Annotated in this window: 15 protein-coding genes; 8 read left to right on the top strand and 7 right to left on the bottom strand. The window is 60.4% G+C overall.

The genetic code is table 11. The annotated features are described in order from the left end of the window. Positions 1–111 precede the first annotated feature (111 nt). Complete coding sequence (locus AC6FTP_RS20350; RefSeq protein ID WP_497208743.1) at positions 112–699, bottom strand: sulfatase family protein; 588 nt, start codon at positions 697–699, stop codon at positions 112–114. 95 nt (positions 700–794) lie between these two features. Here AC6FTP_RS20350 and AC6FTP_RS20345 point away from each other — a divergent pair, with 95 nt between their 5' ends. From AC6FTP_RS20345 to AC6FTP_RS20335, 3 genes are all read left to right on the top strand, one after another. Then, complete coding sequence (locus tag AC6FTP_RS20345; protein ID WP_497208742.1) at positions 795–1,778, top strand: malate dehydrogenase; 984 nt, start codon at positions 795–797, stop codon at positions 1,776–1,778. A gap of 76 nt (positions 1,779–1,854) precedes the next feature. After that, the gene (gene asd, locus AC6FTP_RS20340; protein ID WP_497208741.1) at positions 1,855–2,754 is read left to right on the top strand and encodes an archaetidylserine decarboxylase; all 900 of its coding nucleotides are present in this window, start codon (positions 1,855–1,857) and stop codon (positions 2,752–2,754) included. Between the two features lie 44 nt (positions 2,755–2,798). Continuing rightward, a complete protein-coding gene (locus AC6FTP_RS20335) occupies positions 2,799–3,695 on the top strand; it encodes a serine hydrolase (RefSeq protein WP_497208740.1) in 897 nt (298 codons plus the stop codon). On the opposite strand, the gene AC6FTP_RS20330 is transcribed toward AC6FTP_RS20335, so the two are convergent. After that, on the bottom strand, positions 3,692–4,453 hold the full coding sequence (locus AC6FTP_RS20330; protein ID WP_497208739.1) for a sulfite exporter TauE/SafE family protein: 762 nt from the start codon (positions 4,451–4,453) through the stop codon (positions 3,692–3,694). The genes AC6FTP_RS20335 and AC6FTP_RS20330 overlap by 4 nt on opposite strands. A gap of 38 nt (positions 4,454–4,491) precedes the next feature. Next, positions 4,492–6,480 (bottom strand): FG-GAP repeat domain-containing protein, encoded by a 1,989-nt coding sequence (locus tag AC6FTP_RS20325; protein WP_497208738.1) that lies wholly within the window; start codon positions 6,478–6,480, stop codon positions 4,492–4,494. 121 nt (positions 6,481–6,601) lie between these two features. On the opposite strand from AC6FTP_RS20325, the gene AC6FTP_RS20320 reads away from it, so the two are divergent. Beyond that, positions 6,602–7,585: a type II secretion system F family protein gene (locus tag AC6FTP_RS20320; RefSeq protein ID WP_497208737.1), complete on the top strand. Its 984-nt coding sequence runs from the start codon at positions 6,602–6,604 to the stop codon at positions 7,583–7,585. Between the two features lie 124 nt (positions 7,586–7,709). Then, on the top strand, positions 7,710–8,783 hold the full coding sequence (recA, locus tag AC6FTP_RS20315; RefSeq protein WP_497208736.1) for a recombinase RecA: 1,074 nt from the start codon (positions 7,710–7,712) through the stop codon (positions 8,781–8,783). A gap of 70 nt (positions 8,784–8,853) precedes the next feature. Here recA and AC6FTP_RS20310 read toward each other — a convergent pair whose 3' ends face one another. After that, positions 8,854–10,209 (bottom strand): alginate export family protein, encoded by a 1,356-nt coding sequence (locus AC6FTP_RS20310; RefSeq protein ID WP_497208735.1) that lies wholly within the window; start codon positions 10,207–10,209, stop codon positions 8,854–8,856. A gap of 103 nt (positions 10,210–10,312) precedes the next feature. On the opposite strand from AC6FTP_RS20310, the gene AC6FTP_RS20305 reads away from it, so the two are divergent. Together AC6FTP_RS20305 and AC6FTP_RS20300 are read left to right on the top strand one after the other, a co-directional pair. Then, positions 10,313–11,611: an outer membrane protein assembly factor BamB family protein gene (locus AC6FTP_RS20305; RefSeq protein WP_497208734.1), complete on the top strand. Its 1,299-nt coding sequence runs from the start codon at positions 10,313–10,315 to the stop codon at positions 11,609–11,611. Between the two features lie 4 nt (positions 11,612–11,615). Beyond that, a complete protein-coding gene (locus AC6FTP_RS20300; protein ID WP_497208733.1) occupies positions 11,616–11,885 on the top strand; it encodes a hypothetical protein in 270 nt (89 codons plus the stop codon). Position 11,886: 1 nt separating this feature from the next. Here AC6FTP_RS20300 and mnmM read toward each other — a convergent pair whose 3' ends face one another. Further along, entirely contained in the window at positions 11,887–12,501 is a 615-nt protein-coding gene (gene mnmM, locus AC6FTP_RS20295; protein ID WP_497208732.1) for a tRNA 5-(aminomethyl)-2-thiouridylate-methyltransferase MnmM, read from the bottom strand. A 126-nt stretch (positions 12,502–12,627) separates the two neighbouring features. On the opposite strand from mnmM, the gene AC6FTP_RS20290 reads away from it, so the two are divergent. After that, positions 12,628–13,809 carry a PQQ-dependent sugar dehydrogenase gene (locus AC6FTP_RS20290; RefSeq protein WP_497208731.1) on the top strand — a complete coding sequence of 394 codons (1,182 nt, stop codon included), beginning with the start codon at positions 12,628–12,630 and terminating at the stop codon, positions 13,807–13,809. Positions 13,810–13,860: 51 nt separating this feature from the next. On the opposite strand, the gene AC6FTP_RS20285 is transcribed toward AC6FTP_RS20290, so the two are convergent. Beyond that, positions 13,861–14,901 (bottom strand): methyltransferase, encoded by a 1,041-nt coding sequence (locus tag AC6FTP_RS20285; protein ID WP_497208730.1) that lies wholly within the window; start codon positions 14,899–14,901, stop codon positions 13,861–13,863. 11 nt (positions 14,902–14,912) lie between these two features. Continuing rightward, the coding region (locus tag AC6FTP_RS20280; RefSeq protein ID WP_497208729.1) for a TolC family protein at positions 14,913–16,405 on the bottom strand (1,493 nt) is incomplete at its 5' end.

Here is a 16,405-nt window from a genome sequence, read left to right as displayed (position 1 = left end):
AAACGTTGGGCCTGCTCAAGCACAAGGCGCGACAAGCTTGCCCTTCACTTCCTCTCCCTCATTCAATTCGCCTCCATCATCGACTGGCTCAGATACGGTTGTTGAGGGTTTTCAAACACCGCCTAGGTAAAGGAACCACGGCTTGCCCTGGTGACGCTCAATGAACGCGGCAGCCTCGCGGCCAAAGGCATCCGTGGTGTGATCGAGTTCCGTGACCTGCTCTTTGCCATGCAGGATGCCGTTTTTGGCGAAGTAATCATGCGCGCCACCGAGGAAGCCGAAGAACTCGCCGAAGCCGCGCTGCTGCGGCTGCATCGCAGGCTGAGAGCCGAGATGCCACTTGCCGACGAGACCGGTTTGATAGCCGCTGTCTTGCAGGCGCTTGGCGATCATCGTCTCGGTCAAAGGCAGACCGCTATCATTACCGCCTGGATTAAACTCATGGCCGAAGCGCGTCTGATAGCGCCCCGTCATCAGCCCCGCGCGTGTCGGTGAGCAGTAGGGGCCCGTGACATAGCCATTCGTGAAGCGCACACCGGAGGCTGCGAGCGCATCGAGATTCGGCGTGGGGATGTCTTTGCAGCCGTGAAAGCCGACATCCGCGTAGCCCATGTCATCCCCGACGATGAAAAGGACGTTCGGTTTGCCCTCCGCGAGAGCAAAGGTGGCAAGGGCGAGGAAGCAGAAGATTTTTTTCATGAGATGTCAGAGGCCGCGCCGAAACGAACAGGATGTGCCAAGACTTTCTTCTTGCTGCATGGCTTGGGCTGGGAAACATCCACGCTCCCCTATCTATGAGCAAAGCCCCCATCAGAGTCGCAGTCACCGGCGCCGCCGGTCAAATCGGTTACGCCCTCCTTTTCCGCATCGCTTCTGGAGCCATGTTTGGCCCGGACCAGCCGGTGATCCTTCAACTCATCGAGGCTCCTTTTGAAAAGCCGCTGGCCGCTCTGGCAGGTGTCGCCATGGAGCTGGATGACTGCGCCTTCCCGCTGCTGAAAGGCATCGTCCAGACCAGCGATCCAGCCGTCGGCTTCAAAGACGCCAACTGGTGCCTGCTCGTCGGTGCGAAGCCCCGTGGCCCAGGCATGGAGCGCGCTGATTTGCTCAAAGACAACGGCAAGATCTTCATCGAGCAGGGCAAGATCATCGACGCCGTGGCTGCGGATGACGCCCGCATCGCTGTCGTGGGCAATCCTGCCAACACGAACTGCATGATAGCCGCCTCTCAGGCCAAGCGCCTGCCAGCCGAGCGCTTCACCGCCATGGTCCGCCTCGACCAAAACCGCGCCCAGACCCAGCTTGCGCAGATGGCCGGAGTCGATCTCACCGAAGTGAAAGACATCTTCATCTACGGCAATCACAGCCCGACGATGTTCCCCTCCTTTTCTCACGCCACCATCGCTGGTAAACCCGCCAAGGAAGTCATCAACGATCAGGCTTGGCTCGAAGGTCCATTCCTCGAAACCGTCGGCAAACGCGGTGCTGCCATCATTGCAGCCCGTGGCTCATCCTCCGCCGCTTCCGCCGCGAATGCGCTCGTCGATCACGTCCGCTCCCTCGTCACTCCAGGTGCCATTCATTCCATCGCGGTGAAGAGCAATGGTCTCTATGGCTTCGACGCCAATGTCTGGGCCGGCATGCCCGTCCGCACCACAACGGCTGGCAGCTATGAAGTCATCACTGGTTACGAGATGGACGACTTCGCGAAGTCCAAGATCGCCGCAACGAACAAGGAGCTCGTCGATGAGCGCTCGTTCGTGGCCGAGATGCTGTAATCCGATCCCCCTCGATCCCTGAGCCGCCCACGGATGTCGAACATTCGTGGGCGGTTTTTTTCAGAACCTTCCCCCCATGCCTGCCGCTCCGATCCAGTTCTTCAATCGCCTCACTCAATCTCTCGAAACCGAAGCCGTGTATGGTGAGGGGCCGCTGCGCTTCGTGTATGAGAACCCGCTCGGGAAGCTCGCGCTTCATGCGCTGGTGAAGCGGGCCTTGTTTTCGCAATGGTATGGCTCGCGCATGGACTCGCCCGCGAGTGCGGCACGCATCGCTCCCTTCATCGAGCAGTTCGGAGTCGATGTCTCCGAGTTCGCGGAACCGGTGGCGAGCTTCAAGAGCTTCAACGACTTCTTCTATCGCAAGCTCAAGCCAGCTGCGCGGCCCATCGTCGAGGATGAAAAGGCCATCGCGCTGCCAGCGGATGGACGTCATCTCGTGATCCCCGATGTCTCGCAGTGCCGCGATTTCCTGGTCAAAGGCATCCGCTTCGACGTCGCCACTCTGCTTGGCGACAGCGGCCTCGCTTCACGCTTTGAGAAAGGCAGCGTGCTCATCTCCAGGCTCTGCCCCACCGACTACCATCGCTTTCATTTCCCCTGCGGCGGCATCGCTGAGTCGCCACGCATGATCCATGGGCCGCTGTTTTCCGTGAGCCCCATCGCGCTGATGAAGCGCCCGAGCATCCTTTGGGAAAACAAACGCTACGTCACACGGATGCGCACACAGGACTTGGGAGACATCGTCTTCCTCGAAGTCGGCGCTACCTGTGTCGGCAGCGTTGTCCACACTGCCACGCCGGGACAAATCATCCGCAAGGGCGATGAAAAGGGCTACTTCCGCTTCGGTGGCTCCTGCGTGATCACGCTCTTCGAGCCAGGGCGCATGCGCTTCTCCGATGACCTCATCGAGCACAGCGCCGCTGGCCGCGAAGTCTATGCCCGCATGGGCGACGAAGCCGGGCGCGTGCTCTGAGCTTTGATTTGACGATCCGGGCCGGAGCGAGTTTCACTGGCGACATGATTTCAAGTGTCGGGAGAATCCTTCTTTGTCTCGTCATCGCAGGCGGCATCACCGGCTGCGTCGCTCCCGTGTCATTGGGCTCGGGGAATCGCACCCAGGCGCAGTGGGAGTATCAGCACTACTTCGTCGCCTCCGGTGCTCATTTCCGATACCACCCGTATGGTGGACAAGGTCGCGCTTGGACCACGCAGATGGAGCGGTTGTATCAGGCTCATCGACGCGATCCGCGAGTGGGTTACGTCGTGAAAAATCTGCGCACGGGACGCTACCTTGCCGAGTTTCAAGCCGACCGGCTCTTCATGGGCGGCTCCATGCCAAAGCCGATGATCTCCGCCATGCTCCTGGAGAAACGACGCGGCGCGCTGAGCTATGAGGAGTTCATGCATGTCGTCCAAGTCTGTGACAAAAGCATGAACAGCTCCTGGATGGCCCTGCAATCCCGGCTCAACTCCGCCGACGAGCAGGCCTTCTTCTGGAAGTATCATCTGCCCACCTCGCATGTGTTGGCGAACCAACTCACGCCGCGCTTCATCGCCGAGTTTTACGAGCGCTGCGTGAACTATCGCTTCGACCACGGCGGCGAGTTTCTGCTGGAGGCCATGCGCCGAGATCAATATGGCTTTGGCCGACTCTTCCTGCCGCGTCACGTCAGCTACGTCGGCGGCAAAACCGGCAACTATGGCGAGTGGGACCACGAGTCGCTCTTCTTTTACCACGGCAACACGCCCTACGCGATCGTCGTCTTCACTCGCGGCGACTTCTCACCCGGCAAAATGAACTGGCCACTTGGTGCCATGATCGGCGGACTCTTCCGCGAATACATCGAAGGCTCCGGAAGTCGCAGCCCACGAGTCACCGAGCAAGTGCTTCGAGCTATCCCGGCTTCGCGTTAAGCGGCTCCACCAAACTGCCGCCAGAACATCACGACGGAGATCACCAAACCGATGGCGGTAATGACATGCCGCACGCGCTTCGGCTCGATGCGCTGGGAGAAATGCGCGCCGAAGTAATAGCCCACAAGCGCCCCCGTGGTCAGCGCCAGCGCCTGCGGCCAGTTCACCATGCCCGCCGCGATGAACCACACGGCCGCGACCACGTTGATGAGGCTGCCGAGCAGATTTTTCAGCGCGTTCATCTCATGGATGTGCGTCATGCCCATAAAGCCGAATGAGGCCAGCATCAGAATGCCAATCCCCGCGCCGAAAAACGCGCCGTAGATGGCCACAGGCAATTGCAGTGCCAGGGAAAACCAAAGCGTGTTCCTTCGCGAGGTGGCGTGCGGCTTCTTCAGAAAGCCCTGGATAAAAAACAGCACCGTCGCGAACAAAACGAGGAACGGAATGAGCTTCGAGAACTGGTCATCCGTCGTTTGCGTCAGCAACCAGCTCCCGATGGCTGCACCGACGAGGCAGATCGGGATGAACCGCCACAGCAGCTCCCGAATCGCCTTCAAATGCCCGCGAAAGCTCACAATGCTGCCCGCCGTGCCGATCACGAGGCCCACGGTGCTCGTCGCATTCGCCATGACCGGCGGGGTGCCGCACATCAGCAGCACCGGAAACGTCAAAAGCGTGCCTCCACCCGCCACCGCATTCACTGCCCCCGCCGTGCATCCGGCAGCGATGAGGGAGAGGAGTTCGAGGAGGGTCATACCTCGTTCCTAAAGGAACACGGTGGCAAAGCAACCAGCTACTTCGCCTTCGGATTGCGCATGTAATACAAGTGCCCGTCTTCGGCACCGCCGACGAAGTCAGGAACGCCATCCGCGTTGAAATCGACGGTCGTGGGGCTGACGTCGTGGCCTTCGATGTTCGCATCGGAAAGCAGGCCCATGTCGGTGAAGAACCATTTGCCGTCGGCGACGCTTTCCTGGCGGAGGAAGTTGGCGTTTGCGGAGTTGAGCAGGATGTCGAGCTGGCCGTCTTGATCCCAGTCCATGATGCAAAGTTTGCGGCGACCGCTTTTTCCTGCGATGCCGGCATTGAGGCGCAAAGGCTCGCCAGCGGTCATGGCGACGGGTGTTTTCACTTTGAGGCCTTCTTCAGCTTTGTGAGCCTTGTCAGAAGCGCAGATGACACGCTGCGGATGCTTCAACACGAGCTTGCCGCCTTGCTTCGCACGCTCGAAGAAGGCGAGGTAGCCTTCTTGATCGAGCATGACGAGGTCGGTGAGTCCATCCTTGTTCCAATCGACGCCAACAGGCGTCGTGCGCCATTGGGTGAGCAGCGCTTTGCCTTCTGGACGCAGCCAACCGTACGCGAGATGAGGCTGTTCGCCGTTCCATTCGACTTCGATGGGCTGGGCGGCGGCGAGTTGCGGTTTTTGGCGTGTGCCTATGTTTTTGAACCACACGACTTTGCCGAGGATGGAGTTCAAAAGAAGGTCGGGAAGGCCGTCTTGATCCCAATCGGCCACGGTTTGCGTGGTGTAGCCCCATTTGGCCTCGCAGGGGCCCTGAATGCTGCCATTCGGTCCAGCCATCGGACGGATGATTTTGCCTGCGGCTTCCAGTTTGACCGGCGCGGCCCATTTTGGCTGCTCCACGCCTTTGCCGCTGAGGTTTTCAATGAAGGCAACATAACCGGCGGTGTTGCCGCAGATGAGATCGGTGTCGCCATCGCCATCCCAATCGAAACCGACGGGCGTGACGAGAGCGCCGAATTTCACCTGATCGGCCTCCTGCTGGAAGTAGCGAGGCTCGGCATAGACGGGCGCTTTGGCGTCGAATTTGCCGGTGTGCTCGATGAAGGCCACGCGGCCGTCTTCATCGCCACAGATGAGATCGAGATCGCCGTCCTTGTCCCAGTCGATGGCGGTCGGCGTGATCATTTCGAGGTCCATCGTGAGGTACTTGCCCGTATCGGCTTTGAGGCGGACGCCGAGCGCATACTTCGGCTTGGTGCGAGTGCCGGTGTTTTGGAAGTAGGTGAAGCCGTCGAGAAACTCGCCGCAGAGCAGGTCGAGGTCGCCATCGTTGTCGAAGTCGCCAAAATTCGGCGAAGGCCAGCCAAAGGTCTCCACGGGGCGGTCGGTGGCGTTGATCTTCTTCGGCTTGTCATACTTCGGCGCTTCGTTCGTGCCGGTGTTGCTCAGCAGATACACATAGCCGCGAATGGGGCCGTTCATCCAACGGCCATCGGCGGTGTAGGCGTTGTCCCAGCCGTATTCGGTCCAGTCGCCGACACCGACGATGAGGTCGTTTTTGCCGTCGCCCTCGAAATCGACCATGCGCCACATGTTGGCGCGGACTTTGTTCATGTGGACGTTCGAAGGTGGGCCGAGCTTCACCTGCTGCTCGATGCCGGTTTTGAGGAAATCGGGATGCGCATTGCCGGGTGTGAGCACGATGGGTTTGCCGTCGAGGTAGCTCACTTGGACGTTTTGAGCGCCTTTGCTGATGCGCTTTGCCGGTTTGAAAACGGGCATCTTGTTCTTCGCGGTGTCGCCGCTGGCGTTCTCGAAGAAGTAGATGCCGTTGTACGGCTTGTCCGGGCAGTTCACCACGAGATCGAGGTCGCCATCGCCATCGAAGTCCATCGGCAGCGGCCAGGCCCACAGACCGACGCCGAGATCGACGACGAGGCCGGGGTTGTTGTATTTGAGTGGCGTGAGCGTGGATTCGGCGGCGAAGGCGCAGACGGAAAGGAGCGCAAAGGTGGTGAGGAGGATCGGGCGCATGAGGTTGGGGAATGACGATTAACGCAGGCTGGCGGCGATGTTGAGCAGAAAGCCGTCACGGAATCTTGCCGGTGATATGACGATGCTTGACCTGCGAACGTGAGCCGGAGATAAACGCGGCATGAAGCATCGAGAGAAGGCGGCGTTGTATCGGGAGTTGGCAAAACTCATCGAGGCGTCGCTGCATCTGGATCGCTCGCTGGAGCTGCTGCTTTCCCAAAGTGCGGGCGGTGAGCGGCGGAAATTTCTCGAAGGCCTGAAGCAGGGTCTGGAGTCAGGCATGAGCTTGGCGGAGTCGGTGAAGACCTACAATTCCGACCTCGTGACAGGGCTGGAGCTGGCGCTGATCGAAGCCGGGGAACGCAGCGGGAAACTGGGCGCGTCTTTCAATCACCTCGCACGCTACTTTGCCGCGATGGAGAGCGCGGAACGGCAGGCAGGGCGTGCGATGATCTACCCAATGATCCTGGCCCACCTCGCCATTTTGCTGCCGGAGCTACCGGCGCTGATCGTGGAAAAAGAGGGCGATCATCCTATGCAGCGGATGCTGATCGGACTCGTGGTTTTGTGGGCGCTACTCATCGGGCTGCGGTTGGTCTGGAGCCGACTGGCGGCGATGGCGATTACCTCACCGAGCATCGACGGCCTCCTCAATAGTGTGCCATTCATCGGCAAGGCGCGGCGGCATTGGGCGATGGCGCGGTTTTGCCAGGTCTCGCACGCGTGCTTACTCGCGGCGCTGAACATGTCTGAGACGGTGCGGCTGGCGGGACGAGCCTCGCAAAGCGGACGACTGAGTCGTGTTGCCGAAGCAGCGGCGGAGCATATCGAGGCAGGCGGGCAGCTCGGGGAATCACTGGCGGAGAGCGGAGTGTTTGAAAGGGACTTCGTGCATGGCATCGCCACCGCCGAGGAAGTGGGGAAGATCGACGAAGAGATGGCGCGCTGGTCCACCGCAGAGACGCTGGAGGCGCATCAGGCCATCGAGAGCGCGGCGCAATGGCTGCCAAAGATGGGCTACGCCGTGGTCGTCGTTTTCGTGGTTTACCGCATCGTCACGATGATGCAGGGCATCTACGCGCCGATTTTGCAGATGGTGGAATGACGCACGGGGCTTGCAGACACGCGCCGGACCTGCTTTAAACGCGAGGCCGCAGGGAAAAATGCTTTACGCGGCCCTCGGGATGAGCCAAGTGTTCGCTCGAACATAAATCACACCTCACACGACCATGGCCAAAGCCCCCAAAGAATCCTCCTCCGAGCCCGCAACGAACAAGATCGCCGAGGCCCGTGCGCGCAATCTCGATCTGGCCATCCAGCAGATCCAAAAAGACTACGGTGAAGGCTCCATCCTCCGCATGGTCGGCGACCACAAGGTCGATGTGGCCGTCATCCCGACCGGCAACCTCCTGATCGACCAAGCGCTTGGCGTCGGCGGCTTCGCGCGCGGTCGTGTTGTCGAGATCTACGGGCCGGAGTCTTCGGGTAAAACCACCCTCACTTTGACCGTCATCGCCCAGGCTCAAAAGGCGGGCGGCTTGGCTGCTTTCATCGACGTGGAGCACGCGCTCGACTCGAACTACGCCCGCAAACTCGGCGTGAAGATGGACGAGATGCTTGTCTCCCAGCCCGGCTCTGGTGAGGAGGCGCTGCGCATCTGCGAGACCCTCGTCCGCTCGAATGCCCTCGACGTCATCGTCATCGACTCTGTGGCCGCCCTCGTCACCCGTCAGGAACTCGAAGGCGAGATCGGCGACAGCACCGTCGGCGCGCAGGCTCGACTCATGAGCGCCGCTTTGAGAAAGCTCACCGCCATCATCAGCAAGGCCCGCACCTGCGTCATCTTCACCAACCAGATCCGCGAGAAGATCGGCGTCATGTTTGGCAACCCCGAGACGACTCCTGGCGGCAAAGCCCTCAAGTTCTACGCCTCCGTCCGTGTCGATATCCGCCGCATCGGTGCCATCAAGAGCAGCGACGGCACCGTCACCGGTAACCGCACCAAGGTCAAAGTGGTGAAGAACAAACTCGCACCGCCCTACACTGAGGCCGAGTTCGACATCATGTACAACGAAGGCATCTCCAATGTCGGTTCCATGCTCGATCTGGCGATGGAGTTCGAAGTCCTCCAGAAGCGCGGCTCGTGGATCAGCTACAAAGGCAGCCAGCTCGCCCAGGGTCGCGATGCTGCCAAAGAAGCGCTGAAGAATGATGCAGCTCTCTACGCCGAAATCGAGAAGGCGGTGAAGGACAAGCTGGCCGAAAAAGGCGGCGTGGTCCCCAGCGGCGGTGCCGAGGAATGATCCAACCACTCGCTTGTTGTTAATGTTCTTTGTTTTTCCCGGTGGGTTCGCCCACCGGGTTTTTGTTGGGTCAGAATGCCTTCACGCTGACCTCCAGGTAGGCAAAGTCCGTGTCGCCTGAGCGAACCGTGTTCTTCGTGAAATCACCCGGAATGAAGTGCGCGTAACCGAGGATGGCCTCCACCCTCGGCGTCATCTGCCAGCGGGCGCGCATGTCGATCTCATGGCCCACGAAGTTGCCGCTTTTCCCAGCACGATCCCTCGCATCGGCGGTGTTGAGGCGGTCCGTATCGCTCGCCAGCCAATACCAACTGTAACCCAGGTCCATCCGCACCGTCTTCGATGGCGTGAGCTCCAGACGTAGCTTCGGCGCGCTGATGTTCTCAAACTGGATGTAGTCATTCGCCGACCATGGCCGGGCGAAACCGAAGAAGCGCTCGAAGCGATTGTCCTCCCCATCATTCGGATCACGATCCCCGCTCGCGTAGCCGTAAAAGGCGCTCAAGCGCGGCTTCCAGTCGTGCGCGAAGCTGTAGCCGACCTCGATGTTGCCGCCATACGCCTCCATATCGCGCGAGCCACTACTGCCCGTTTGATAAATTAGATCAAAGTCGAAGTCGAAGCTCGTCCCAGGGATCACTCCGTAGCCGCGCAGGCCTGGTGAATGCACCAACCGCTCTGCCACTGCCCCATGGGCCGACTGATTCAGCGCCAGATAAAACGGCTCCAGCGTGATCACGTCCGACCACCCGCGCCAGTGGCCGATCACCCCATACATCCACTGCTGCTCCACCGGCCGGTCCCATTCATACTTGCTGCGGTTCAGGGCCTGCACTGCTAGCAGATCCACCTGCCAGTCATTGCTCTCCTGCCCCAGGCTGCCGTGGAAACCTTGAAACGCATTCGTCGTGTTCCGCCACTGGTTGTTCCCGATCAGGCGACGGTCCAGGAACTCGAAATTATGAATGCCGTAGCGCAGGCTCAGCGGGCGAGCATTTCCCAGCGCCTCGGCGAAATACAGCTCGCCGTAGAGTCGGATGAACTCGAATTCGTTCACATCCCGCGTGTCCCGCTCATACTCGCTGTGGTAGCGACGCGAGTCCTGCATCTCCACGGCGAAGCGGAAGGGATCCAGCACATCATGCACCGCCAGATACGCCCGCGTGCGATGCAGCAGCGGCTGATCCAGCCCGGCGCGATCCCGGCGGATGTCATCGTCGCGATACTCATAGCGGAAGCGGTAATCGAGCCCGAGATCGAGCCACTCCGCGTCCTTCAGCCAGTCGATCCCCGTGTCCTGCGCAGGGCGCGCATACTTCGGCAGATCAGGGTCACGCGTCGTGCTGTAGCTTTTCGGCGCACGGTAAAACGTCTCCGCTGAAAAAGCGGAGACCGCAAGGAAGAGCGGCAAAAGTCTGGAAAACACGAAGGCGGCGGAAACGAGCCCTGTCCATGCCATGCTACATTTCATCGGCAAGAAATTCGTGCTCGCGGACGATTCAGCGCCCTGCCATTCTTCGCCCCCCGACATGAAACCCATCGCCGCCACCTCACTCGCCCTTTTGTTTGCCATCACCGCGTCCGCTGCGACTGACTGGAGCCGCTTCCGTGGGCCGAATGGAACCGGTTTGGCGGAGACCACCGAACTGCCGGCCACGGTGGATGATAGCACAACCGCGTGGAAAGTGCCGATGGGCAAGGGCTGGTCCTCTCCAGCACTCTGGGGAAACATGGTCGTCGTCACCGCTGAAACCGATGCCAGCAAGCGCGCGGTGATCGCGCTCTCCACTGCGGATGGCAAGGAGCTGTGGCGCCATGAGGAGAGCTTCGTCCCACACAACATTCACAAGACCTACAACACCTTTGCCAGCAGCTCCGCCTTCATCGACGCCGAGCGCATTTACATCAACTGGAGCACCGGCACGACCATCCAGGCCATCGCGCTGGATCACACGGGCAAGCTGGTTTGGAAAAACGAGCACGTCGCCGACTACATCCACGAGCACGGCACCGGCATCTCCCCCGTCGTCGCGGATGGCATCATGATCGTGCGTAGCGAGTTCGACTGGCAGCGCGACGGCAAGATCTACACCGAAATCCCCGAGCAGCAGAAGTGGAAGACCTGCTTTGTCGGCCTCGACGCCAAAACTGGCAAACAAGTCTGGAAAACCGATCTGCCGAACTGCCTGAACACCTTCTCCACACCCGTGGTGCATGAGCTTAAGAACGGCAAAAGAGAGTTCATCTGCGCAAACACCGGTAGCGGCGTCATGGGCATCGACGTGACCACCGGCAAGATCAACTGGCAGCACAACCCCGGCTACAAACAGCGCAGCCTCGGCTCCGGCGTGCTGAGCGATGAGTTCTACTTCTGCACATTCGGCACCGGCGGCGGTGTGAAGGAAATCGCCGCGCTCGATCTGAAGAGCGGCAAGCCCGTCTCCGTGCCCTTCGACATCCCCAAAGGCCTGCCTTACGTCCCATCTCCGCTCGTGATCGGCGAGCACATGTACCTCCTCGGCGATGGCGGCATCCTCCGCTGCGTGGAGTTCAAGACGGGCAAAGTGATCTACGAAGAACGTGTCGAAGGCACCGCCGGCAGCGCCAAGTTCTTCAGCAGCCCCGTCGCTGCCGATGGCAAAATCTTCTGTGCCAGCCAGCAGGGTGATCTCATCGTTATCAAAGCCGGACCGAAGTTCGAAAAACTCGCCGCCAGCAAGCTCGACGGCCCCGTGAACTCCGTCCCCGCCATTGGCGACAAACACCTCTTCGTCCGCACCGCGAACTCGCTCTACAGCATCGGTGCCAAAGGCCAGCCGGTGCCTTGAGGTCATGATCAAATGCGAACTCGAACTGCTTGGCACCGTCGTTGATGCCAAGGCAAAACCCGAAAGCATTGCCAAGTTACTTGGGGAGCCATCGGAGTCTTGGGATGATGGTGTCGAACATTGCCTCGAATATCGCCGCGAGGCTTTTGTCTTAAGGTTCCACTGGGACGTGGCTTCGTTTCTTGGGCGAAGAACTTTGGCCTTCCATTACCTTGATGTTGAATTGCTGGGTGATCGGGCTGTTGAATCCAACTCATCAGCCGGAGGTCTGTAACTCACCCGCGCTTCCAGACCGCCCAGCATTCGGGTGGGCTGGCGCTGCGATTGATGGGACGGAGGAGCTGGGCCTCGAAGGTCTTCGGAGAAAGTGCGGCGGCCCATTCGCCGATGGCGCGTTGTTCGTCGTTGCCGCCATCGTGGCCGGGATAGACGGCGATGGTCAGGAGTCCGCCTGGCTTCAGCAAATCCAGAGCGGTGGTGATGGCGCTGAGCGTGGTCTCGGTCAGGGTGATGATGCTTTTATCCGAACCGGGGAGGTAGCCGAGGTTAAACATGATGGCGTTCAGCCGCCCATGCCATTCGGCGGGCAGTTGCTCGCGCATCGTTTCATGACCCGCGTGGATCACGGTGGCATTGGCGACACCGGCTTCGGTCAATCGACGCCGCGTTTCTAAGACAGCGGCTTCCTGGACATCAAAGGCCCAGACATGCCCTGCTTCTCCGACGAGTCGCGCGAGAAACAGCGTGTCGTGGCCATTGCCAGCGGTGGCATCGATCACGGCATCGCCGGGGCGCACACGGTCCTCCATGAGCAGATGCGCCCAGCGCACAGCGGAGGGCAGGCCGCCGCAGGAGCTGGCGAGCCGAGGTGGCAAAGAAGTGTCCGTCATGAGGCCTGTCGTATCCGGTTTCAGCGATGGCTGCAACTGGGTGATCTGCGCTGCGAGGTTTCTCGTGTGGAAGCGTTTTAGAGATTGCCCCGCGCGCCGGGTGCATTGCATCCTCTCCATTCTCTCATGAAGTTCATCGCCTCCGCCCTCCTCGCTCTCGCGTTTGCCAGCTCCGCTTTGGCTGCCGATGCCGTCAAGCTCACCCGCGTCTATGAAAAGCTCGAAACGAAGTGGCCCATCGCCGTCGTGATCCCGCCAGATGGCTCGCAGCGCGAGTTCCTGGTGCTTCAGCGCGGTCAGGTGCTCATCTTGCCAAAAGACGAACAAAGTGGCGAAGCGAAGACCTTCCTCGACATGAGCCCACGCGGCATGGAAGCGGCGAACGGGAAGTTTGAAGAAGGTGTGAACGGTTTCGCCTTCCATCCGAAGTTCGCCGAGAACGGCCTCTTTTACCTCTGCTACACGCAGCAGAAGCCGAAGCGTCTCGTCATCAGCGAGATGAAGGCGAACGGCGACAAAGCGGACGAAAAAACCGAGCGCGTGTTGCTGGAAGTGCCGCTGATCAACTGGAACCACCACGGCGGTAACATCGTCTTTGGTCCTGATGGCTACCTCTACATCGGCGTGGGTGACACCTCGAAGCGCAACGACGAGAAGCGCATGGCTCAGCTCAACGCGGTGATGGTCGGCAAGGTGCTGCGCATCGACGTGAACAGCCGCGAGTATCACGGCGCGTATGGCATCCCTGCGGACAATCCTTTCGCCGATGGTGTCGATGCGCTCCCGCAGATCTACGCGTATGGCATCCGCAATCCCTGGGGCATGAGCTTCGATGACAAAGGCCGCCTCTGGCTCGCCGATGTCGGCCAGGATCTCTGGGAAGAGATCAACTGGATCGAAAAAGGCGGGAACTACGGCTGGAGCTATCGCGAAGGCTCACGTCCGTTCATGCTGCGCACTGACATGCCACCCGAAGGCGCGAAGCTGATCGACCCCATCTTTGAATACAATCACGGCGAAGGCCTGAGCATCACTGGCGGCATCATTTACAAAGGCAAGGCGCTGAGCGATCTCGCTGGCAGCTACATCTACGGCGACTTCGTGCTCGGCAAAGTCTGGGCACTGCGCGTGGACGATGCAGGCAAGGTGCAGAACAACACGCTCCTCTACACCAGCCCGCAGACCCCGGCGAACGATCCGAAGAAGAAGCCCACCGTGCTCGTGAAGCCCACCGCCTTCTGCGCGAATGCCGCTGGCGAGATGCTCGTGCTCGACTGGAACGGCGCGGTGTATCGGCTGGAGAAGTAGAACGAGTTTTCCAACTCGTTCATCTCTTGAAGGCGGGACTCGATCCCGCCTTCATTGTTTTACCGCCGTCATGAAGCCACGGTCGGCCACGGTGTCCTGATACTTCCCAGGCTCGAAACCGAGCCCGCTCATCAGCTCCGCATACTCCGCCGCGCTGTAGCATTTACCCTGGGTGATGTTCATGAGCAGCGCTGAGTATTCCGCCACGGCCATGGGCCCGGCTTTGTCATCGTGGATGAAGGCATCGTGGATCACGAGCAGGCCACCGCTGGGCAGAGTCTCCGCCGCTTTCACCAGCAACGCGCGCGCTTCGGCCACGTCCCAGTCGTGCAGCACATTCGAGAGCAGCACGATGTCAGCCTGCGGCCAAGTGACCTGGAACATGTCTCCGGCCACGACTTGCAAGCGATCCGTGAGGCCGTGCTTTTCGATCTCCTTCCGCACGATGGCATCGACGGGCGACTGCTCCAAAACCGTGGCGCTGAGCTGCTCATGCGCCGCCACCATGGTGGATGAGTAGATGCCGGAGCCGCCGCCGACATCGAGCAAGTGCCGCCGCTGGCCGAGATGCGGTGTGATGCCCTTGGCCAAAAACTGCCCGAAGACCATGCCGCGGCTGTTCATGAGATCGGTGAAGCTTCGAGCGAACTCGGGGTCGAGCATCGACTCATGCCAGTCCTTCGCGTCTGACTTCGCCTGCCAGTTGCCCGGCTTGCCGGTGCGCAGCACTTGCAGGAAGCCCTGCACAATGGGCGTGTCTTTGATCGGCGCGTAATACGGCCCCAGGAACCATGGAGAGCCTTTGACCAGATGCTCCCGAGCCTGAGCGGTGAGATGATGTCCGCCTGCGGCATCCGTGTTCAGGAGTCCACTCGCACGGCAAAGCGTCAGCACCACATCCAGGGGTCTGGCGATGAAACCGAAGTGAGCCGCGATGGCATCACTGGTTGAGCCATCGTTTTGCCCGAGCCAGGTGAAGAAGTCGAAGTGCAGCAGCGCGGTGGCGATCAGTTCCGCCGAATACTGACGATCTCGGAAACGCAGAAGCTGGGCAGGATCGGAGCTGGGGAGGAGGGTGAGGGCTGGGTTCATGAAATGGGTGGTCACTGCTTGCCGGAAGTGCGCACGGCTTGCGGCGCGGCTCCGCTGCGATCGATGCGGATGCCATAGCGCTCCAGCAAGGTTCCGGCGACGAGATGAAGCTGGGTGGCGGATTGGTTGTACTCCGCGTGAGCGGCGAGATGTCGCGTGCGGGCCTCTGCCAGCGAGGCGCGAGCACGGAGCACATCAAAAGTGCGCGCGAGACCGGTCTCCAGGCGCTTGCGTTCCGTCTCCAGCAGCTTCTCGGCGAGGCGCTCTGACTCACGAGTGGACTCCATCTTCGCACGCGCGGCTCTGACTCGCGCGAGCACAGTGTCGAGTTCGGTGGAGATCGTCAGCTCACTGCGGGCGATGTTTAAAATGGCCTGCTGCTGGCGGCTTTCTGCAGCGTTGCGATTCGCCTTCGCCGACCGATTGCCAAGCGGGATGCTGAACTGGAAACCGACCTGCGTGTCGTAGCCCTGGCGATTAAACGAACGCTCAAAAGCACTGCCGTAGTCGCCGCTGAGTCCGTTCGCCGTGAGCGTGGCTTGCAGGTCGAGACGAGGCATGAGTTGATTGCGCATGTACTTCACGATGATCGCCTGCTTGTCCGCTTCTTCGAGCGCGCTGCGGTGATCCGGCCGCCGCTGAAGCGCACTCTGCAAATGCCGTGCGCGATCCAGCGGCGGCGCGATGTAGGGCAGCGAATCCTTTGGCAGGAAGACGATGCCTGCGCCCTCATCCACAGAGCCGAGCATCTGCATCTTCAGCGTGATCTGCTTCTCCACCACGGCGCTTAGCGCAGCGATGATCTCCTCCTGAGCCACGGCGACGGCGACCTCGGCTTCCTGAACATCCGCTGGTGATAGCACGCCGAGTTCGAGTCGCTTTTGATTCTCCGCGACGAGCGCACGGGCAAAGGCCGCCACCACGCGCTTCACCTCCACGTTTTCGATGGCGAAGATGAGATCGAAGTACTGCGAGATGACCTGCGATAGAGAGCGCTGGAACTGCAGCTCCCACTTGGCATCCGCGATGGCAGCATTTCGGCGGCTGATGCGCACCTCCGCGAGATTCACCGATGGACCAAAGTCGCGCAGCAGCGGCTGAGTCACGCTCACGCCGATGGCGGCGGCATATTCAGGATAAAAGATGGCCGGTGGCCGTTCGCGGTTCAGATCATTCCGAAACTCGCCCGTGCTGGCGAAGATCTTGTACTCCGTGCCCGTCGGCAGTTTACCGGAGATACCAGTTTGCGTGAGCAGGCTCTGCTGCTGAAACAATCGCGGCTCCGTCAGCGGAATGATGATCCCACCGGTCTGCACGTAATCGAGCGCGTTCTGCGGCAGGTTGGATTCACGCCAGGTGGAGGTGAGGAAGTAGGCAGGATCAAACTTGCCCAGCGCCGCATCTGTCTGCTGATCTGCCACGGCCCAGTTCAGCCACTCGATGCGCACATCGAGACTTTTCTCCATCACGCCGCGTACCACTTCATCCAGCGTGACCTTCACCG

It is taken from the genome of Prosthecobacter sp., assembly GCF_044378005.1.
GTDB lineage: Bacteria > Verrucomicrobiota > Verrucomicrobiia > Verrucomicrobiales > Verrucomicrobiaceae > Prosthecobacter.
The sequence above is the reverse complement of the archived record's forward strand: the minus strand, read 5'-3'. Positions and strand labels throughout refer to the sequence as shown.